The organism is Stenotrophomonas sp. STEN054 (assembly GCF_056854535.1).
On record NZ_JBXFWG010000021.1, the window covers coordinates 44,343 to 64,843 of the forward strand.

The following is a 20,501-nucleotide window of genomic DNA, read 5'->3' on the forward strand; positions in this document are numbered from 1 at the left end:
AAAACAACGGCCCCTTGCGGGGCCGTTGCTGAAGTCAGTGATCGATCAACCGATCAGAACTTCTGCTGGTACTTCATGTACATGAAGCGACCCACTTCGAAGCCACCGTAGTACGAGTAGCCCGCGTTCGGCTGGGAGTAGGCCGGAGCCGCCCAATGGTCGAACACGTTGTTGGCACCGACGGCCACCGTCGCATTCCACGGCAGGTTGTAGGACACCTGCAGGTCGTGGAAGGTGTTGGAGCCCAGCTCGTTCATCGGCAGGATCTGGCCCTGCGTATCCGGAGCGCTGTAGTTCGGCAGGGTGCAGCGGTCGTCGAAGTAGCACTGTTCCTTGGTGCCCGAGTAGTAGCGGGCCGACCAGGTCACGGTCAGGTTGTCCAGCGTCCAGCCCACCGACAGATTCGAGCGGACACGGAAGTTGCCACCGAAGCCGTTCTGCTGGCTCGGCGGGTTGTCCGAGTTGTCCTGCTTGATCTCGTTCTTGGCCACGTAGGTGGTCTGCCAGACGGCGTTGAACGCACCGAAGCCGGTCTCGAAGCGGTAGTTGACGTCGAAGTCGAAGCCTTCGGTTTCAACGTAACCCGCATTGCGCAGGCCGAAGTTCAGCGAGGTGACGTTGCCGGCGGCGTTGCGGGTGAAGCCCACGCAGCGCGACTCGATGCCACGCAGGTAGCAATCGTTCAGCAGATCGGTCGGGGTGTCGGCAACGATGGTGTTGTCGATGCGGATGTTCCACCAGTCCAGCGAGGCGTTGAAGCCGGTCAGGAACGCAGGGCTCCAGACGATACCCAGGGTCTTGGATTCCGAGGTTTCCGGGGTCAGGGTGGGCGTCGAGCCGGTTACGAACGGCACGTTGGTCTGCTCACCCGGGCCCGGCGACGGTGCGGTACCCGAAGCATTGAGCTGGCGGAAGCCGGCCGGGACGTCCTGCAGGCAGCGTGCGTTGCCTGCGGCCGGGCCGTACGAGGTGTCGCACGGATCGGTGTAGTCCTCGAAGGTCTGCGAGATGCCGCCGTACAAGTCAGCCACGGTCGGAGCACGGAAGCCTTCCGACCAGGTGCCGCGGACCAGGATCGAATCCACTGGCTTCCACTTCAGGCCGAACTTGCTGTTCAGCGTGTCGCCGAAGGTGTTGTAGTCCGAGTAGCGCGTGGCCGCAGTGAGGGTCAGTTCCTTTGCGCCCGGCAGGTCGGCCAGGATCGGGATCTGCAGTTCGGCGTAGATTTCATTGAGGTCGTAGCCACCCGAAGTCGGGCCGGCTGCCAGATCAGTCGAGATACCGGTCTGGGCCAGTGCGTCCGGCGAGAACGAGCCGCTTTCCTCACGACGCTCGAAGCCAAGCGCCATTCCCAGATCGCCGGCCGGCAGGGTTGCGATGGTGCCGGCGATATTGGCGAAGTAGTTCTTGGTCGTGGTGCGCGACAGCGCCTGGCCCGGCTGGTACAGGTAGGCCTGGACGTTGGGATCAGCCAGGCTGTTGGCCGAGTTGTAGCCGTCCGGAATCAGCGGGTTCCACGGGGTGCAGGCCCCGGGGCCGGTGCCCAGCGGGATCGGGTTGGCAGCGGTACCGCACTGCGCCAGACCATCGGCATTGATGAACGACGCACCGGTCGCCTGACCGACGGCGTAGGTATTCAGGTTACCCGTGCTGATCTGGGTGCCCTTGTTCTGGTTGTACAGATAGCCGGCTTCCCAATCCCAGAAGCGCTCGCCGGTCTGGAACGAACCGCTGAACACACCGGTGAAGCGGGTGGTGGTCAGGCTGTTGAAGACGCCGCGCGGCACTTCCCAGCCACGACGCACGTACTGCACGTCCTCACCCACCGGATTGAACACGCTGTCAGCGGTCAGGCCGTTGGCGCTCAGCTCGAAGTTGCCGCTGGCGAACGGATAGCCCGCGTTCTGCGCGAACGCGTCGCGGTCGGTGTACAGGACGCTGGTGTCGAAGCGGACGTTGTCGGTGAAGTCGAAGCGACCATTCAAGAAGGCCGACTTGCGCTTGATGCCGCTCTGAAGGGTCGATGCCAGCGCCGGATTGGACACGTCGATGTTCGGATCAACCAGGCGGTAGCTGGCGAAGTCGGTCGGATCGAGACCGGCGACATCGCGGCGCAGCGTGTAGGCCTGGCCGTTGTAGATGAAGCGGCCGTACTGGCTGGTGCCCGACAGGCCACCCGGACGCGGTGCACTCTTTTCACCGGTCGGGAAACGGTCACGCGAGAACCAGCGGTCCTTCGCCCACACCGGATCTTCGTTGGTGTATTCCACACCGGCGGTCAGCGAACCACGCTCGCCACGGAAGCCCATGATGAAGTCATAGTTTTCGCGCTTGCCGTCGCCCTGGTCGTACTGACCGAAATAGACGTTGGCTTCAGCGCCTTCGAAGTCCTTGCGGGTGATGATGTTCACCACGCCGGCGATCGCGTCCGAACCGTAGATGGTCGACGCGCCGTCCTTCAGGATTTCGATGCGCTCGACGATGGCGGCCGGAATCGACGCAACGTCCTGCAGGCCATCGTTGGTGATGCCCAGGCGACGGCCGTCGATCAGGATCAGGGTGCGGTTGGCGCCCAGGTTGCGCAGATCGATGTAGTAACCACCGACGGCTTCACCCGAGCTCAGCGGCGAGGTGCGGCTGATGGCCGGAGAACCGGCGGCGGAGATGTTCTGCAGGATGTCGGCGACCGACTTGAAGCCCTGCTTCTCGATCTGGTCACGGCTGATGGCCAGCACGGGCTGGGCGGTTTCGGTATCGACCTGGCGGATGCGCGAACCGGTCACCTCGATGCGATCGAGGTTGGTTGCGTCCTGCGCCTGGGCGGTCGCGACGGATGCACCGGCGACCAGCGCGATGACGACCGCATCACGCAGCTTGTTGGACTTGAAGTTCATTGGCTCTCTCTCTCCAAGGAAATCTTGGCTGGGTTATTGCCTGCGTGCGGAACGCAAAATGTCGTTCCAAAAAAACGCGAGGCTGAATCGATAGTAACGGCGCCCTCCAGAAAATTAAAGCTACGTTAACTTCAGCAATGCCAGTCGGTGTCAATACCCGGGAATCTTTACGATTCAATGACTTGTGGTACATGACTGGGACACTCGGACCCATTGAGTATCGTTTCGTCTGAAAAAATGTTTGTGTTGATACATTTCGTAATATTTCGATATGTAACAATGCACATGCATTTAACGAACGCGTTACCTGCGGAAACAAGAAGGGCGCCCTGCAGGCGCCCCTCTTTCATCCAGTCGGTGTCGCAAGACGCTGGACCGCTTACAGGTCCTGCTCGTAGCGGACGTACGGAACGGTGCCGTCGTCGTTGCTTTCGTTGCGCGGGGAGAACGGATTCTTCCCGCGGGTGATCACGTTTTCGGCGCCGACGGTCAGCTGGCCCGACCACGGGGTACGCCAGGTCAGGCCGATGCCCAGGCCTTCCCACTTGCCCGGCTTGCCGGGAACGTCGACCACGCGGCCGATGATGCTGCCGGTGAAATTGCCGTAGCCGGCACCCAGGCTCAGGCTCTTGCTGTCCCAGCGGTCGACCAGGGCGGGCGATGCATCGGAGATCGGCACCAGGCGCGCCTTGGCGTAGGTGCCGGCGATGGACACGAAGCCTTCGCGGCCGATGTTGCGCTGGGCGAACACGGTCAGGTCGTTCTGTTCGCCGCGCAGGGCCGGGGTCTTGTTCGGCGAGGCCAGCCAGGCCGGCAGGGTCTCGCGGCTGGTACCGGCGGTGATGCCCAGGCGGTTGTTGCCGCGGTTGAGTGCGGCGGTACCGGTCAGGCGGCGGTTGTTGGCACCGATGGCGTCATCGTCATCGCCGAGGCTGGCCAGCATGCAGTGGCTGGCCAACCCGCTGATGCTGCTGCCGCTGCTGTTGCTGCACAGCAGGCCCAGCGAGTCGCCCGAGGACAGGCCGAAGGCCGCGTCCAGCGAGTTGCGGCCGAAGTGCCAGCGGGCACCCGCGGCCTGTTCGCCGGTCGGTTCCAGGTACAGCAGGGCCTCGACCTTGCCGCTGCCCTTGTTCCAGACCGGCAGCACGGTGCGGGTGTCCTTGCTCTGCGCATGCGCGCCCGTGATCGCGCCAAGGGCGATCAGCAGGGCCAGCGGTAGACGCAGGAAAGTACGCATCGGACCAGTTCAGACAGTGACGGACAACGGAAGTTCCCGCTGGGGCGGGAACTCGATCCTAGGGTGTTTATGAAATCTTAACAAGCCTTGATCCTCCCCAGAACACAAGACCTGCTCATTCATTGAAGTCGTTCAGGTGCCGGTACAGTCCCCTCGGCACCGTGGAACAGTATGCCGAACTCCGTCAACGGAAAGTGATACTCCCGTCCGCAGAATTCGCAGCGGACGTCCACCGCGCCGGTGTCTTCGGCGGCCGCGCGGGCTTCTTCCTCGCCCAGGGAGACCAGCATCGAGGCGACCCGCTCGTGCGAGCAGGAGCAGCCGAAGGCCAGCGGCTTGCTGCCCATCAGTTCCGGCTTCTCCTCGTGGAACAGGCGGTGCAGCATCTGCTCGGCCGGGGTGGCCAGCAGTTCGGTCTTGCCCAGCGTATCGAACAGGGCGCTGGCGCGGGCCCAGCCGTCCTCGTCGCCCTCGTCGCCGGGCAGCTTCTGCAGCAGCAGGCCCACGGCGCCGTTGCGGTCAGCGGCCAGCAGCAGGCGGGTCGGCAGCTGTTCGGACTGGCGGAAGTAGTCCTCGAAGGCCTCATCCAGCGCCGGCGCGGTCAGGCCGACCAGGCTCTGGTAGCGCTGCGGTTCGCGAGGGTCCAGGCCGGGGTTCTCGATGGTGATCGCCAGCAGCGCGTCGCTGCCCAGGCTGGACAGGTCGCGCGGCGCGTCGGCACCGTCGGCCAGCTGGGCGATGCCGCGCAGGGTGCCGGCGGCGGTGCACTCGGCGAACAGGGTGCGCAGGCCGGTGTTGCTGCGCAGCTGGATGGACAGGCGGCCGTCCACCTTGGTGTGGCCGGTGAACAGGGCCGAGGCCACGCACGCCTCGCCGAGCAGTTCGGCGGCGTTGTCCGGGTACATGGCGTGGGACAGGATTTCCTGCCAGGTGGCCTGCAGTTGCACGTGCACGCCACGGACGCCGGCGTCGGGCAGCAGGAAGCGGATCAGGGAATCGGTTTGGGCGGTCATCGGCTCACATCGCGCGTAAACAGGGGCGGTTGCCGGATAATGCGCCGACAACCAGGCATGAGAAGGATGCACCAGTAATGGGGGCAGGGGGAGAGCAGGACAAGGTGGAGGCCGTGCAGGCCGTGGCGACCACGCCGGTCCGGCGACGCTGGCGCTGGAAGCGGCTGCTGTGGCTGCCGGTACTGTTCGTGGGCTTCAGCTGCCTGCAGGTGCTGGTGCTGCGCTTCATCGACCCGCCGTTGTCCACGGTGATGCTGTGGCGCTATGGCGAGGCACTGGGCGAGGGCGACTGGTCCTACCGCCTGCATTACCAGTGGCGCGACCTGGACCAGATGGCGCCCAGCCTGCCGATCTCGCTGGTGGCGGCCGAGGACCAGCGATTCCCGGAGCACAACGGTTTCGACCTGCAGGCCATCGAAAAGGCGCGTGACCACAACGCCAAGGGCGGGCGCCTGCGCGGGGCCAGCACGATCAGCCAGCAGGTGGCCAAGAACCTGTTCCTCTGGCAGGGCCGCAGCTGGATCCGCAAGGGTCTGGAGGTCTGGTACACGGTGCTGATCGAGGCGTTCTGGCCGAAGGAACGCATCCTGGAGATGTACGCCAACATCGCCGAGTTCGGCGATGGCGTGTATGGCGCGCAGGCGGCGGCGCAGAAATTCTGGGGCAAGGATGCGTCGCGGCTGGCACCGGGTGAAAGTGCCCGGTTGGCGGCGGTGCTGCCGGCGCCGCGGCGGTACAACGCGGCCAGGCCGGGGCCGTACGTGCAGCGGCGAGCGACGTGGATACAGCGGCAGGCCCGGCAGCTGGGTGGGGCGGGGTATCTGGAGAAGTAACGGTAGATCGTTTCGCGGCGCCTTCCGGTTCATGGGTGAGGCGGAGGGCTACCGCAGGCAGGACACGCGGTAAATACGTCCATGTAGCTCGTAGGCGCCGTCCATGGCGCCAACGGTCCTGCCTGCGGTAGCCCTCCGCCTCCGGAAAGTTTCCTGCGCGCGCGGAACGAGAGCGGAAATTAAAAATCAAAACAAGAAGCAAGATCAAAAGCTGTGCCAACCAAGGTTGGCAGCTACCAAAAGCGGTGGGGGGGGGCAGCGCGTCCATGCACCGCGCTCGCGGGAATGTGTCCATAGGCGGAGGGCATGGCCGTGCAGGACCGTAGGCGCCATGGGCCCGGGGCATGCCCTCCGCCTCCCCCCGTATCAGGAAGGCGCTGCAGTTGCTCTCGATTTGGCCGTTGCCTTTAGCGGGCCGGCGGGCTGCAAGCCCGCCAGCAACGTACAATCCAGGCATGAGCCGCCAACGCCTGACCTTCGTCATCGCCGCCCATAACGAGGAACTGGCGCTGCCCCAGCTGCACCCGCGCCTGTGCGCGGTGCTCGACGCGCTGGACGATGTCGACGGCCACATCCTGTATGTCGATGACGGCAGCACCGACGCTACCTGGGCGGTGATCGAACACCTCGCCCATCCCGACCCGCGTGTCTCGGCCCTGCGGCTGTCGCGCAACTTCGGCAAGGAGGCTGCGCTGACCGCCGGCCTGGACCAGGTGCGCGAAGGCGCTGCGATGATTCTCGATGCCGATGGCCAGGATCCGCCGGAACTGGTGCCGACCTTCGTCGCGCACTGGAAAGAGGGCTATGACAACGTCTACGGCACGCGCAAGGTGCGCGACGGCGAAAGCTGGAGCAAGCGGGCCACCGCGGCCATGTTCTACCGCGTGATCGGCCGCCTGTCGCGCACGCCGATTCCCGCCGACACCGGCGATTTCCGCCTGCTGTCGCCGCGGGCGCTGAGCGCGCTGCGCGAGATGCGCGAGCGCCATCGCTTCATGAAAGGCCTTTTCAGCTGGGTCGGCTTCCGCCGCGTGGCCGTGCCCTACCACCGCCACGCGCGGTTGGCCGGCAACAGCAAGTTCAGCCTCTGGAACCTGTGGAACTTTGCACTGGAAGGCATCACCGGGTTCTCGACCGTGCCGCTGCGGGCGGCCACCTACCTGGGCCTGGCGACCGCGGCGGCGGCGTTCGTGTTCGGCGTCTGGGTGATCATCAAGGCGGCGCTGTACGGCGACCGGGTGGCGGGCTGGCCGACGATGATGGCGGTGATCCTGTTCCTGGGCGGCGTGCAGCTGATCGCGCTGGGGCTGATCGGCGAGTACCTGGGCCGCCTGTATGAGGAGTCCAAGCAGCGGCCCCTGTACCTGGTTGACGCGTGGCTAGCACCTTCCGTGGCAGACTCGGCCCTGCAACCCACCCTGGGAGGGCAGGCAGATGACGTCGGTACGGCAACTGTTGGACGGCAAGTCCCCTGAAGTACACGCGGTCGCGCCCGGCGCGGCGGTGATCGATGCGATCCGGCTGATGGCCCAGAAGGGCATCGGCGCGGTGCTGGTGATGGACGGGCCGCGACTGGTCGGCATCCTGTCCGAGCGCGATTACGCGCGCAAGATCGTGCTGCACGATCGTTCCTCGCGCGATACGGCGGTGTCGGAGATCATGACGGCGAAGGTGGTGACGGTGTCGCCGGGTGAGCAGGTGGAACATTGCCTGCAGCTGGTGACCGACTACCGCATCCGCCACCTGCCGGTGGTGGAGAACGGGTCGGTGCTGGGGGTGATTTCCATCGGCGACCTGGTGAAGGCGGTGATCGATGCGCAGCGGCGGGAGTTGGACCGGCTGCAGCAGTACATCGTGGCGGGGTGAGTTTTTCGCTGGCGGGCTTGCAGCCCGCCGGCCCGCTTTTCGAAGCAAGAGCCAGAGCCAGAGCCAGAGCTCAAGAGCAGCGCCTCCTGATGCGTGGGGAGGCGAAGGGCATGGCCGTGCAGGACACGCGGTAAATACGTCCATGTAGCTCGTAGGCGTCGTCCTTGGCGCCTACGGTCCTGCACGGCCATGCCCTCCGCCTCCAGACATATCCCGCGAGCGCGGTGCGTTTCAGCGCCGAACATCCGCTCCTGGTAGGTGCCAACCTTGGTTGGCACAGCTTTTGATTTGGCTTTTTGCTGTTTTCTTTTGAATTCCCGCTCTCGTTCCGCGCGCGCAGGAAACTGTCAGGAGTGGGACGGGTGGGCAAGGCAGGACCGTTGGCGCCATGGATGGCGCCATCGAGCCCCCAAGGACGGGTTTACGACGTGTCCTGACTGGCCCACCCGTCCCACTCACACCAGGATCAACAGAGGCGCCGCGAACAACCGCTTTTACTTCGCGTACTGCCCACCGCAGTTGGCATCCTTGCCCGGCCCCGTTTCGATCGTGGCCAGCAGCGCTGCCGGCGGGGCGATGCTTCCCAGCGCCAGGGCCACCGCGCCGCGCAGACCGAGCGCCTTGAAATCCGGGCGGAACGACGGGTCCTTGAACGTGCCGCCGATGCGCAGTGGCGAGCGCAGCACCAGAATGCTCTTGTCCTTCGGACGCGGCTTCAGCAGCAGGTCCATCCGCTCATCGCGCAGGCTCACCGTACCTTCGCCAATGATGATCGTGTCGGTGGTGTCCACCGCCAACGCACGGCTGGTCATCAGGCCATCGCGCACGCCGAAATCGGCGAAGGCGCAGCGCAGCGGAATCTGCCGGTCACCGGTGAACAGGAATTTCAGCGACTCGGTGATGTCCAGGCCGGCCAGCTCCATCACCAGGTTGCCGACATGGCCACGGCCCATCGCCACGCCGACGTCGCCGCTGCTGCCGCCGAGCATGGCGGCAATGGAATTGCCGCGGCCGGTCAGGTCGATCTGGCCGCTGATGCCACCCTTGGCCTGCTCGGCCAGCTTCGCATCCGGGAACAGCTGGCCCAGCTGCACGCCGCGCACGCTGGCTTTCAGCGCCGTGGCGATCTGCGGCTGGCGTGCATCCATGCGGATGGTACTGCGGATGTCACCGCCGGCCACGCCGAAGTTCAGCGGATCCAGCCGCAGCACGCCATCGTCCAGCAGGAGGTGCGCGTCCATGTCGTCCAGCGGCAGCGAGGGCGCATTGATGCGGTGGGCCTTCCAGCGCACGTCGGCATCCATCGCGCGCAGCTTGCCCAGGTTGTACGGCTTGTCCGGCAGCACGCGCGGGCTGGCGGCGGCCTGTGCGGCCTGCGCCTTCTGTTCGGCATTGGCGGTCTCGCCGCCGCCGGTCTTCGGCGGGGCGCCGACGAAGCCGGCCAGGTCGTCGAAATCGAGCCGGCGCGATTCCAGCGTGGCGGTCAGGCGCGGGCGGTCGCGGCCCACCTCGAACTGCAGGTTGCCGCCCAGGTCGCTGTCGCCGACCTTGCCGGTGAAGCCCTCGTAGCGCCACACGTTGTGGTCGCGCTTGAGCCGGCCATCGAGGGCGTACGGCGGCGAGGGCGGGATGGCGATGCCCAGCAGCGGGTAGAGGTCGGCCAGGTCCTGGCCACTGAGCGCGAACTGCAGGTCGAACACCTGCAGCGCGAACGGGTTGGTCAGCGTGCCGGTGGCCACGGCATGGGTACTGCCGGCACGGCCATCGAGGTGGATGCGGAAGGGATGCGCGCTGTCGGTCAGCTGCAGCGGCGATTCGGTACCACCGCTGAGAGTGAACGGATTGCCCTGCCAGCGGCCCTGGCCCTTCACCAGCAGCGGCGGGGCGGCGTCAACCCGCGTGTCTGCGGTGGTGGTCGCTTCGCCACTGCGCACGCCGACGCGGATGTCGGTGCGACCCAGGGCGTCCAGGTACTGCAGGCGCCCGTCGTCGATGCGCAGGCCCTTCAGCTGCAGCGAGCTCTTGCCATCGCTGGCCGGCAGGAAATCCCAGTTGCCGGCCTCACCCTTGCGCGGGGCGGCTTCCAGCAGCACGTCGGGGCGGGTAAGGCGTACTTCCGGCAGCTGGATGCTGCCACGGAGCAACGGCCAGACGCGGACGTCGATCTCCACGCGGTCGGCATTGGCCATCGTGGCCTGCTTCGACCACGCGGCATTGGCGAAGGTGATCGCATCGGCGCGGATGGTGCTGGTACGGCCGAGGTCGACATCCAGGTGGCCGATGTGCAGGGCGCGGCCGGTGCGGGCCTGTACCGCGCGTTCCACCGGCCCCTTGAACCAGTTCCAGTCCCACAGCGCGATGAGGATGAGCAATGCGGCCAGCAGGAACACCAGCACCGCCAGCCAGCGCTGGCCACGTCGGCCGGGGCGGCGGAGGCGCCAGCGCGAAGCGCGCGGTGCAGCAGGGGCAGGGGCAGCATTCACGCTGCCATGGTTGCCCCATCCGGGTGGACGGGGCGCGAAGTGCTCATGTGCATGGTGTGCACACGGGCGCCTGCCGTCATTGTTACAGGACCTGCATGGTCACCGCGACGAAGTGGCAGACGCTGCCGCCGATCACGAACAGGTGCCAGATCGCGTGCGAATAGGGGATCGATTCGCGATGGTAGAAATAGGTGCCGAGCGTATAGGACAGGCCGCCGGCGAACAGCCAGGCCAGGGTCCCGCCGTCGATGGAGGCCCACATCGGCTTGATCGCCACGATCACCAGCCAGCCCATTGCGATGTAGATGCCGGTGGAAAGCGCCTTGAAGCGACCGGTATAGAACAGCTTGAACACCACCCCGCCCAGGGCCAGCGCCCAGATGGCGGTAAACAGGCCCCAGCCCCAAGGCCCGCGCAGGCCGATCAGGGTGAACGGGGTGTAAGTGCCGGCAATCAGCACGTAGATCGCGCAGTGGTCGAAAACCTTCAGACGACCCTTGGCCGTGGGGTGCTGGATGGCGTGGTACAGGGTGGAGGCGGTGTACAGCAGCAGCAGGGCGATACCGAACACGATGGCGCTGGCGAGCTGCCAGCCGTCGCCGTAGATGGCGGCCAGGGTGATCAGGACCGCGCTGGCGGCCAGCGCGAACACGGCGCCGAGCCCGTGGGTCAGGGCGCTGGCGATTTCTTCACGGATGGAGGCAGCAGGCGTGGAGGACATGGTGATGACGTGGTTCGCGGGGAGGGGGACCCGCAGCCCCCCTATCATCGCCGCGATGGCGGGCGCTTGCACCCCCGTCACCGTATGGGGGATGAATCCGCGCCTATCCACGCATGGCGTGGATCTACCGAGGCGCGGATCTGCCCCCCCTTGCATCAACCCGCCGGGACGGTGTGCGCCGCTTCGCGGGTGGCCGAGAAGCGCACGTCCGGCGAGCGTTCCTGGGCCAGCTGCAGGTTCACCCGGGTCGGGGCCAGGTAGACCAGGTGGCCGGCGGCGTCCAGGGCCAGGTTCAGTGCGTTCTTCTCGCGGAACTCTTCCAGCTTCTTCTCGTTGCTGCAGTGGACCCAGCGCGCGGTGGTGACGCTGACCGGCTCGAAGGTCGCTTCCACGCCGTACTCGTCCTTCAGGCGGTAGGCGGCCACGTCGAACTGCAGCACACCCACCGCACCCAGGATCAGGTCGTTGCTGGTGAGCGGGCGGAAGAACTGGGTCGCACCTTCCTCGGACAGCTGGGCCAGGCCCTTCTGCAGCTGCTTGAGCTTGAGCGGATCGCGCAGGCGCGCGCGGCGGAACAGTTCCGGGGCGAAGTTGGGGATGCCGGTGAAGGTGACCGCTTCGCCTTCGGTGAAGGTATCGCCGATGGAGATGGTGCCGTGGTTGTGGATGCCGATGACATCGCCCGGCCACGCTTCGGCGGCGATCTCGCGGTCGCTGGCCATGAAGGTCAGTGCGTTGGCCAGCTTCATGTCCTTGCCGGTACGCACGTGGAAGGTCTTCATGCCGGCGCTGAAGCGGCCCGAGCAGATGCGCATGAACGCCACGCGGTCGCGGTGCTGCGGATCCATGTTGGCCTGGATCTTGAACACGAAGCCGCTCAGCTTGCTCTCTTCCGGCGCGATCACGCGCCCGGTGGTGGTGCGCGCCTGCGGCGGCGGGGCGTGCTCGACGAAGAAGTCCAGCAGCGGCTGCACGCCGAAGTTGTTCACGCCCGAGCCGAAGAACACCGGGGTCTGCTTGCCGGCGCGGTAGGCGTCGAGGTCGAACGGGTGGCTGGCGCCCTGCACCAGTTCCAGTTCGTCGCGCAGCTCGGCCAGCATCTGTGCGCCGATCTTCTCGGCCAGGCCGGGGGCATCGATGGACGGGAAGATGGTCGAATCCTGGCGGGTGAAGTTGCGGCCCGGTTCGTACAGGTGCACTTCGCCGGTCAGCAGGTGGACCACGCCCTTCAGGCGCTGGCCCATGCCGATCGGCCAGGTGACCGGGGCGCACTGGATGCCCAGCACGGTCTCCACTTCATCCAGCAGCTCGATCGGGTCCTTGCCCTCGCGGTCGAGCTTGTTGATGAAGGTCATGATCGGGGTGTCGCGCAGGCGGCAGACTTCCATCAGCTTGATGGTGCGCTCTTCCACGCCCTTGGCCACGTCGATCACCATCAGCGCCGAGTCCACCGCGGTCAGCACGCGGTAGGTGTCCTCGCCGAAGTCGGCGTGGCCGGGGGTGTCGAGCAGGTTGACGATCTTGCCTTCGTACGGGAACTGCATCACCGAAGAGGTGACGGAGATGCCGCGCTCCTTTTCCAGCGCCATCCAGTCGGACGTCGCGTGGCGGGCGGCCTTGCGGCCCTTCACCGAACCGGCCATCTGGATCGCACCGCCGAACAGCAGCAGCTTTTCGGTCAGCGTGGTCTTGCCGGCGTCAGGGTGGGAAATGATGGCGAAGGTGCGGCGACGCGACGCTTCGTTGGCGACTTCGGACATGGCAGTGGCGCCCGCCCGGGGCGCTTTTCAAGGAGATAAGCGCCCGATTATACCGGCCGGGGCCGGTCAGCGCCCGATGCCACCGTCGGCGTCGCCCTGGCGGGCAAACTGCAGCTGGCCCTGCGAGGTGAAAATGCGCACCGGCACCGAGCGCAGGCCCATGCCGCGGTTGACCTGCACAACGAAGTGCAGGTGCGGGGCGGTGCTGTAGCCACTGTTGCCGGACAGGCCGATCGGCTGCCCGGCCTGCACCGCCTGGCCCGGGCGCACGCGCATGCCGCCGGCCTGCAGGTGGCCGTACAGCGCCATGCTGCCGTCGCTGTGCAGGATGCGGATGAAGTTGGCGCGGCCGGCATCGCGTTCGCGGATCTGGCCATTGGCCTTGAAGCCATCCTGCACCTGCATCACGGTGCCCTCGCGCGCGGCCATCACCAGGGTGGCCTCGGGCAGGGCGAAATCCACCGCGTCGCGGTTTTCGTCGTCCTGATGGCTGAAGCGGCCGTTCGGGGCCTGGTCCACGCGCAGCTGCGGTGTTTCGAACGGCAGCCGGTAGGCGACGTCCTCGGCCTGCGCGGCGGGATTGCCAGGCACCGACTGCAGGCGCACGTCCAGGCTGCGGCCATCAGCGGGCGCGGGCAGGTGGCCGACCACCAGGCTGCCACCGCCCTGCACAAGCGAACGCACAGGCAGGCCTTCGATGGCGCCACCGGGCGCCGGCCGCAGTTCGATCTGCACCGGGCCGGCCAAGGGATTGTCGATGCGTGCCTGCCATTGCCCACCCATCGCCTGGAGTCGCAGCTGGGTGGTCGGCGCGGCCTGCGGGGCGTCGTCGCCGGCCGCAGCGGTGCCGGACTTCGGCACCAGTCCCCAGCCCTGGCGCCAGTCGCTGGCGTGGACGGTTGCGCTGGCCAGCAGGGGCAGCAGCAGGCAGGACAGGGGCAGGCGGGGCATCGACGGATCCAGCGGAAAGGGCGCTGGGGACTGTAGCGGATCCTGAACACGGGGACCGGGCGCAGTTCCCGGAATGGCGGTTCATTTATTCCATCGCTTTATCCGCATGAAGGGATTGACAGTGATGGAAAGGGCTGGCATCGTGGCTCCACCATCGAGACCGGCAGAGGGACAGGCCCTTTGAAGCCGGGGCAGCCCGCAGACGCGAAAGCGTCCGCGTAGGTGCCAAATCCTGCGGGGACCGTGGCGTCCACCGAAAGATGGTTCGAACCATGCACCGCACGTGCATCTCGAACGCGAGCCCCGCGAAGGCTCGATGGCCGATTCCCCACACGGATCCCGCCATGAGCTTCGCCCCCAGCACCGCCGCCCGTCCCGAATCCTTTGTCCACGTCAGCGTGCCGGTCGATGACCGCGTGCATGCCGAGCGCGGCGAGTTCGCCGCCGTGCTGTCGATGCGCCACGCCGGGGCCAGCCCGGTGCGCCTGCGCTATGAGTGGGTGGGGCCGGCCAATGCGCCGGTAGTGGTGCTGGCCGGTGGCATCTCCGCCCATCGCCACGTCGCCTCCAATGCACAGTTCAGCGAAAAGGGCTGGGCCGAAGGCCTGGTCGGCAGCGGTCGCGCGCTGGATCCGCAGCAGCTGCGCGTGCTGGCCTTCGATTTCATCGGTGCCGATGGCGCACTGGACGTGCCGATCGATACCGCCGACCAGGCCGATGCGCTGGCGCTGCTGCTGGACCATCTCGGCATCCGCGTGCTGAAGGCCTTCGTCGGCTATTCCTATGGCGCGCTGGTCGGCCAGCAGTTCGCGATCCGCCATCGCAGCCGCGTGCGCCAGCTGGTGCTGGCCAGCGGCGCGCACCGCCCGCATCCGTATGCCGCCGCCTGGCGCGCGCTGCAGCGCCGTGCCGTTGCGCTGGGCCAGCTGCAGTGCGGCGAAGACCACGGCCTGGCCCTGGCCCGTCAGTTCGCCATGCTCAGCTACCGCACCCCGGAAGAATTCGGCGAGCGCTTCGACGCGGCGCCGGAAGTGGTCAACGGCCGCGTGCGCGTGGCCGCCGAAGACTACCTCGACGCCGCCGGTGCGCAGTACGTGGCGCGGACGCCGGTGACCGCCTACCTGCGCTTGTCCGAATCGATCGACCTGCACCGCGTCGACCCTGCCGCGATCCTGCCGCCCACCGTGGTGGTGGCTGTGGAAGGCGACCGCCTGGTGCCGCTGGCCGACCTGGTCGGCCTGGTCGAAGGGCTGGGCCCGCGCGGCAGCCTGCGCGTGCTGCGCTCGCCCTACGGCCACGACGCCTTCCTCAAGGAAACCGATCGCATCGACGCGATCCTTGCTACCGCCTTCCGCACTTCTGGAGAGTCCGCATGAGCCTGTACGCCAACGAGCCGTCCTGTAGCCGCACCACTGCCGCTGTCCGCGCCGGCATCGACCGCGACACCGCCCACGGTGCGGTCACCCCGCCGATCGTGCTGTCGTCCAACTTCAGTTTCGATGGCTTCGGCAACAAGCGGCAGTACGACTACACGCGCAGCGGCAACCCGACCCGCGACCTGCTGGGCGAAGCACTGGCCGAACTGGAAGGCGGCGCTGGCGGCGTCATCACCGCCACCGGCATGGGCGCGATCAACCTGGTGCTGAATGCACTGCTGGAGCCGGGCGATACTCTGGTGGTGCCGCATGATGCGTACGGCGGCAGCTGGCGCCTGTTCAATGCACTGGCCAAGAAGGGCCACTTCACCCTGGTCACCGCCGACCTCACCGACCCGCGTGCGCTGGCCCAGGCGCTGGCCAGCCAGCCGAAGCTGGTGCTGGTGGAAACGCCGTCCAACCCGCTGCTGCGCATCACCGACCTGCGCTTCGTCATCGATGCCGCGCACAAGGCCGGTGCGCGGGTGGTGGTGGACAACACCTTCCTGTCGCCGGCCCTGCAGCAGCCGCTGTCGTTTGGTGCCGACGTGGTGCTGCATTCGACCACCAAGTACATCAACGGCCACAGTGACGTGGTCGGCGGCGCGGTGATCGCGCGCGACCCGGCGGTGCACGAGCAGCTGGTGTGGTGGGGCAACGCGCTGGGCCTGACCGGTTCGCCGTTCGATGCCTTCCTGACCCTGCGTGGCCTGCGAACTCTGGATGCACGCCTGCGCGCGCACCAGGAGAACACCGCGTCGATCGTGGCCCTGCTGGATGCGCATCCGGCCGTGGCACGCGTCTACTACCCCGGCCTGGCCGACCATCCCGGCCACGCCATCGCCGCGCGCCAGCAGAGCGGTTTCGGCGCCATGCTGTCCTTCGAACTGGCAGCCTGCGAAGGCGAGGATCCGCACGCCGCGGTGCGCGCCTTCGTCGATGGCCTGCGCTACTTCACCCTGGCCGAATCGCTGGGCGGTGTCGAAAGCCTGGTCGCGCACCCGGCCACCATGACCCATGCGGCGATGACCGCCGAAGCACGTGCTGCTGCTGGCATCAGCGAAGGCCTGCTGCGCCTGTCGGTGGGCATCGAAGCCGAGCGTGACCTGCTGGCCGATCTCGACGCCGCGCTGCAGCGCGCCGAAGCGGTGATCGGCGCTTCGGTGCGCCGCAAACAGGTGGTGGATGCATGAGCGCGCTGCCTGCTGACATCCCCGCGCTTGGCGGTGGCCGCCTCGCCCTGCTCGGCACCGGCACGGTAGGCACGGCCTTCGTGCAGCGCTACCAGGCGCTGCAGGCGCGCGGGCTGGACCTGCCCAGCGTGCAGTGGCTGGCCAATTCGCGCACGGCGCTGGCCATCGACCGCGACCTGGCGCTGCCGCTGGAACTGGCGCGACGCGCCCCGCGGGATGGGCAGAGCTCGCCACCGTGGGCCAGCACCGAAGGGCTGGAGCGCGGCGACGTGGTGGTCGATGCCACCGCCAGCGAGGACGTGGCCGCACGTCATGTGCAGTGGCTGGCCCGCGGCGTGCACGTGGTGACGGCCAACAAGCTGGGCCGCGGTGCGCAGCTGGCGCGCGCGCAGGCCATCGCCGAAAGCTGTGCCGACAGCGGTGCGCGCTACGGTGACAGCGCTACCGTGGGTGCCGGCCTGCCGCTGCTGAGCAGCCTGCGCGCGCTGGTGGCTGGCGGCGACCACATCCATGCCATCGAAGGCGTGCTGTCCGGATCGCTGGCCTGGCTGTTCCATCGCTACGACGGCCGCTCGCCGTTTTCGCTGGCAGTGCGTGAAGCGCTGGACGCCGGCTATACCGAACCCGATCCGCGCGTGGACCTGTCCGGCGAGGATGTGCGGCGCAAGCTGCTGATCCTGGCCCGCAGCAGCGGGCTGGCGCTGGATGCGGCACAGGTGCAGGTCGAGTCGCTGGTGCCGGCGGCGCTGGCGGACGTGCCATTGGATGAGGCGTTGGCTGCGCTGGAACAACTGGACGCGCCGCTGCAGGCGCGCTGGCAGCAGGCGCACGCGCAGGGCCGGGTGCTGCGCTTTGTCGGTCGTGTCGATGTCGTTGGCGCACAGGTGGGATTGCGTGAACTGCCCGCCGATCATCCGCTGGCACAGGGGGCGGGTACGGATAACCGCGTGGCCATCCACAGCGATCGCTACCGCCAGCAACCGCTGCTGATCCAGGGCCCGGGTGCGGGCGCGGAAGTTACGGCCGCAGCGCTGCTGGATGACGTGCTGCGGATTGCGGGTTGACGGCCTGCCGCTGCGCTCGCCGGGCATGGCCCGGCGCTGCCGTCCATGCCCGCCGGACCGTGCCCGGCGAATCATGTACTGCAGAGCCGGATTTCAACGGGTCTTCAACATCTTCAGCAACGCTGCGTTGAACTGCTTCGGGTCCTGCACCTGCGGCGAGTGCCCCAGCTCGGCGAACTCGACCAGGGTTGCGCCTGGAATCACCTCCGCAGCCGCCTTGCCCAGCGCGGGGTAGTTGCCCAGCGTGGCCCTCAGTTCCGGTGAGGCGCGGTCGCGGCCGATCGCAGTGCGGTCCTTCTGGCCGATGAACAACGCGGTCGGTACCTGCAGGTGCTTCAGTTCGTAGACCACCGGCTGGTTGAACACCATGTCCGAGGTCAGCGCCTGGCTCCAGGCCACCGCCTGCTTGCCCGCGCCTTCGTACATGCCCGACTGCATGCGCGCCCAGTGCTCGTAAGCGGGCTTCCACTGGCCGTCGTAGTACACATCCAGCTGGTAACGGCGGATGCTGTCATAGCTGGTCTTCAGTTCGCCGGCATACCACTGGTCGACGCTGCGCCACGGCACGCCCAGCGCCTTCCAGTCTTCCAGGCCGATCGGATTGACCAGCGACAGGCTGCGCAGATCCTGCGGGTACATCAGCGCGTAGCGGATGGCGAGCATGCCGCCCATCGAATGGCCGACCACGTGCACCGGCTGGTCGCCGAGCTGCAGCTGCTCCAGCAGTGCGTGGGTATTGGCGGCCAGCTGGCCGAACGAATACTGGTAGCGCTCGGGCTTGCTGGCCTTGCAGAAGCCCACCTGGTCCGGTGCGATCACCCGGTAACCGGCAGCCACCAGCGGCGCGATGGTCTGCTGCCAGGTGGCCGCGCAGAAGTTCTTGCCGTGCAGCAGCACGACCACGCCGATCGCCTTCTTCTTCGGCGCGACGTCCAGGTAGGTCATTTCCAGCGGCTGGCCCTGCGACTGCAGGGCGAAGGTCCTCACCGGATAGCCGTAGTCGAAGCCTTCCAGGCGCGCGCCGTAGGTCGGTGGCGGCGCGGCGAGGGCAGACAACGGCAGGCAGGCAAGCAGGGCGGCGGCGATCACGCGCATGGGACAGTCCGGGGCAGGGGAGCCCCGAGCCTAACCGCAACACGATGACGGTGTCGTTCCGCCAGGTAGAGTCGACCGTTGGTCGACTGCCTTTGAACAACGCGCGGAATGCCCGCGCTGCGCGCGATGGTCGACCAACGGTCGACTCTAACCCCGCGTGTTCAGCACTCGATGACGTTCACCGCCAGGCCGCCACGGCTGGTTTCCTTGTATTTGTCCTGCATGTCGCGGCCGGTATCGCGCATGGTCTTGATGACCTTGTCGAGCGAGACCTTGTGCTTGCCGTCGCCACGCATGGCCATGCGCGAGGCGTTGATCGCCTTCACCGCGCCCATCGCATTGCGCTCGATGCACGGAATCTGCACCAGCCCGCCGATCGGGTCGCAGGTCAGGCCAAGGTTGTGTTCCATGCCGATTTCCGCGGCGTTCTCGATCTGGCTGGGGTTGCCACCCAGCGCGGCCACCAGGCCACCGGCGGCCATCGAGCAGGCCACGCCCACTTCACCCTGGCAGCCCACTTCGGCACCGGAGATCGAGGCGTTTTCCTTGTACAGGATGCCGATCGCCGCCGAGGTCAGCAGGAAGTCGAACACGCGCTGCTCGTTCGCGCCCGGGCAGAAGCGGTCGAAGTAGTGCAGCACCGCCGGCAGCACGCCGGCCGCGCCGTTGGTCGGTGCGGTGACCACGCGGCCACCGGCAGCGTTCTCTTCGTTCACCGCCAGTGCGTACAGGTTGACCCAGTCCAGCGTGGTCAGCGGGTCGCGCATCGCCGCTTCGGGCTTGGACGACAGCTCGCGGTACAGCGCCGGTGCGCGGCGGCCGACCTTCAGGCCGCCCGGCAGCACGCCTTCCTCGCGGATGCCGCGCGCCACGCACGACTGCATCGCGCTCCAGATCTCGCGCAGCTGGGCGCGGATCTCGTCCTCGCTGCGCCAGCACTTTTCGTTCTCGAACATCAGCTGGGCGATGCTCAGGCCGCTGCGCGCGGTCTGCGCCAGCAGCTCATCGCCGCTCTTGAACGGGTAGGGCAGCGGGGTTTCATCGGGCACGATGCGGTCATCGGCCGCGTCGTCCTGGTTGACCACGAAGCCGCCGCCCACCGAGTAGTAATCGCGGGTGGCGATCACTTCGTCCTCGGCGTTGTACGCGGTGAAGCGCATGCCGTTGGTGTGGTACGGCAGCTTCTGGCGCTTGTTCATGCCGAGGTCGCGCTTCTCGTCGAAGGCGATCTCGTGCTGGCCCATCAGCTGGATGCGCTTGCTGCTGCGGATGCGCTCCAGGGTGGCCGGGATGATGTCCGGGTCGATCAGGTTCGGGCGCTGGCCTTCCAGGCCGAGCAGGATCGCCTTGTCGGTACCGTGGCCGCGGCCGGTCAGCGCCAGCGAACCGTAGACGTCGGCGCGGATGCGCGCCACTTCGTGCAACCGGCCCGGGTCGAGCAGCCAACGATGGATGAAGCGCTCGGCGGCCTTCATCGGCCCGACGGTGTGCGAGGAACTCGGACCAATGCCGATCTTGAAAACGTCGAACGTGCTGACAGCCATGGTTGCCGTACTGCGGGTACCGGAAGAGACCGCTATTCTAGCGGTTCATTGCCGCAACCCATGGCTGCGGCGCAGCATTTCCAGCAAGGGGCCCGAACCGGTGTTGACCCTGTTCCAGCGTGACGACTGCCACCTGTGCGACATGGCCCTGGCCGAGCTGGCCAAGGCGCGGGCGCCGGAGTTCGATTCGGTGTTCCTGGACGACCAGCCCGGGCTGGAAGCGCGCTATGGCGCGCGGGTGCCGGTACTGCGTGACGAGGCCGGTGGGCGCGAGCTGGACTGGCCATTCGATGCGGCCGGTGTGCAGGCCTGGCTGGCGGCCGGGTGAATCCGCCGGGCCTGGGCCCGGGCGTCCCCGGGTGGACCGGCTGGCGGATGGGCCGGCGCCGGCGCGGGGGGGAGCCGCCGTTTTTTGTGGGGGCGAGATCTGGC

Annotated in this window: 16 protein-coding genes and 1 riboswitch; of the genes, 7 read left to right on the forward strand and 9 right to left on the reverse strand. The window is 67.2% G+C overall.

Annotation, left to right across the window (positions count from 1 at the left end):
- Window positions 1-53: 53 nt before the first annotated feature.
- The 3 genes from AC1VXD_RS10580 to hslO all read right to left on the reverse strand — a co-directional run bounded on the left by AC1VXD_RS10580 (window position 54) and on the right by hslO (window position 5,144).
- Window positions 54-2,894 (reverse strand): TonB-dependent receptor domain-containing protein, encoded by a 2,841-nt coding sequence (locus AC1VXD_RS10580; protein WP_482992029.1) that lies wholly within the window; start codon window positions 2,892-2,894, stop codon window positions 54-56.
- Window positions 2,895-3,273: 379 nt separating this feature from the next.
- Entirely contained in the window at window positions 3,274-4,131 is an 858-nt protein-coding gene (locus tag AC1VXD_RS10585) for an XOO1806 family protein (RefSeq protein ID WP_482992030.1), read from the reverse strand.
- Window positions 4,132-4,250: 119 nt separating this feature from the next.
- Window positions 4,251-5,144 carry an Hsp33 family molecular chaperone HslO gene (gene hslO / locus AC1VXD_RS10590; RefSeq protein WP_482992031.1) on the reverse strand — a complete coding sequence of 298 codons (894 nt, stop codon included), beginning with the start codon at window positions 5,142-5,144 and terminating at the stop codon, window positions 4,251-4,253.
- Between the two features lie 77 nt (window positions 5,145-5,221).
- Here hslO and mtgA point away from each other — a divergent pair, with 77 nt between their 5' ends.
- From mtgA to AC1VXD_RS10605, 3 genes are all read left to right on the forward strand, one after another.
- On the forward strand, window positions 5,222-5,977 hold the full coding sequence (gene mtgA / locus AC1VXD_RS10595; protein WP_482992032.1) for a monofunctional biosynthetic peptidoglycan transglycosylase: 756 nt from the start codon (window positions 5,222-5,224) through the stop codon (window positions 5,975-5,977).
- 455 nt (window positions 5,978-6,432) lie between these two features.
- Window positions 6,433-7,452 (forward strand): glycosyltransferase family 2 protein, encoded by a 1,020-nt coding sequence (locus AC1VXD_RS10600; protein ID WP_116865462.1) that lies wholly within the window; start codon window positions 6,433-6,435, stop codon window positions 7,450-7,452.
- A complete protein-coding gene (locus AC1VXD_RS10605) occupies window positions 7,412-7,843 on the forward strand; it encodes a CBS domain-containing protein (RefSeq protein ID WP_482992033.1) in 432 nt (143 codons plus the stop codon). Before AC1VXD_RS10600 ends, AC1VXD_RS10605 begins: the two co-directional genes overlap by 41 nt.
- Before the next feature lie 494 nt (window positions 7,844-8,337).
- On the opposite strand, the gene AC1VXD_RS10610 is transcribed toward AC1VXD_RS10605, so the two are convergent.
- The 4 genes from AC1VXD_RS10610 to AC1VXD_RS10625 form a co-directional block, all read right to left on the reverse strand.
- Window positions 8,338-10,326, reverse strand: coding sequence for an AsmA family protein (locus AC1VXD_RS10610; RefSeq protein WP_482992034.1), 1,989 nt, complete (start codon window positions 10,324-10,326; stop codon window positions 8,338-8,340).
- Window positions 10,327-10,408: 82 nt separating this feature from the next.
- Window positions 10,409-11,047, reverse strand: a complete 639-nt coding sequence (trhA, locus tag AC1VXD_RS10615) for a PAQR family membrane homeostasis protein TrhA (protein ID WP_482992035.1) — start codon at window positions 11,045-11,047, stop codon at window positions 10,409-10,411.
- Window positions 11,048-11,202: 155 nt separating this feature from the next.
- Window positions 11,203-12,807 carry a peptide chain release factor 3 gene (locus AC1VXD_RS10620; RefSeq protein WP_482992036.1) on the reverse strand — a complete coding sequence of 535 codons (1,605 nt, stop codon included), beginning with the start codon at window positions 12,805-12,807 and terminating at the stop codon, window positions 11,203-11,205.
- 66 nt (window positions 12,808-12,873) lie between these two features.
- Window positions 12,874-13,758 carry a M23 family metallopeptidase gene (locus AC1VXD_RS10625; protein WP_482992037.1) on the reverse strand — a complete coding sequence of 295 codons (885 nt, stop codon included), beginning with the start codon at window positions 13,756-13,758 and terminating at the stop codon, window positions 12,874-12,876.
- 148 nt (window positions 13,759-13,906) lie between these two features.
- Window positions 13,907-14,025, forward strand: a riboswitch (SAM riboswitch).
- Window positions 14,026-14,102: 77 nt separating this feature from the next.
- On the opposite strand from AC1VXD_RS10625, the gene metX reads away from it, so the two are divergent.
- From metX to AC1VXD_RS10640, 3 genes are read left to right on the forward strand one after another with little or no spacing between them, the layout of a single operon-like run.
- Window positions 14,103-15,134, forward strand: a complete 1,032-nt coding sequence (metX, locus tag AC1VXD_RS10630) for a homoserine O-succinyltransferase MetX (protein ID WP_482992038.1) — start codon at window positions 14,103-14,105, stop codon at window positions 15,132-15,134.
- On the forward strand, window positions 15,131-16,366 hold the full coding sequence (locus tag AC1VXD_RS10635; RefSeq protein WP_482992039.1) for an O-succinylhomoserine (thiol)-lyase: 1,236 nt from the start codon (window positions 15,131-15,133) through the stop codon (window positions 16,364-16,366). Before metX ends, AC1VXD_RS10635 begins: the two co-directional genes overlap by 4 nt.
- Window positions 16,363-17,430, forward strand: coding sequence for a homoserine dehydrogenase family protein (locus tag AC1VXD_RS10640; RefSeq protein WP_482992040.1), 1,068 nt, complete (start codon window positions 16,363-16,365; stop codon window positions 17,428-17,430). The genes AC1VXD_RS10635 and AC1VXD_RS10640 overlap by 4 nt, the downstream gene beginning before the upstream one ends.
- Window positions 17,431-17,523: 93 nt before the next feature.
- Here the strand turns inward: AC1VXD_RS10640 and AC1VXD_RS10645 are convergent, their stop codons facing one another.
- Window positions 17,524-18,525, reverse strand: a complete 1,002-nt coding sequence (locus AC1VXD_RS10645; RefSeq protein WP_482992041.1) for an alpha/beta fold hydrolase — start codon at window positions 18,523-18,525, stop codon at window positions 17,524-17,526.
- A gap of 161 nt (window positions 18,526-18,686) precedes the next feature.
- Window positions 18,687-20,069: an L-serine ammonia-lyase gene (locus AC1VXD_RS10650; protein WP_010482751.1), complete on the reverse strand. Its 1,383-nt coding sequence runs from the start codon at window positions 20,067-20,069 to the stop codon at window positions 18,687-18,689.
- 100 nt (window positions 20,070-20,169) lie between these two features.
- On the opposite strand from AC1VXD_RS10650, the gene AC1VXD_RS10655 reads away from it, so the two are divergent.
- Complete coding sequence (locus AC1VXD_RS10655; protein WP_295518753.1) at window positions 20,170-20,397, forward strand: glutaredoxin family protein; 228 nt, start codon at window positions 20,170-20,172, stop codon at window positions 20,395-20,397.
- The last annotated feature ends 104 nt before the right edge of the window (window positions 20,398-20,501 follow it).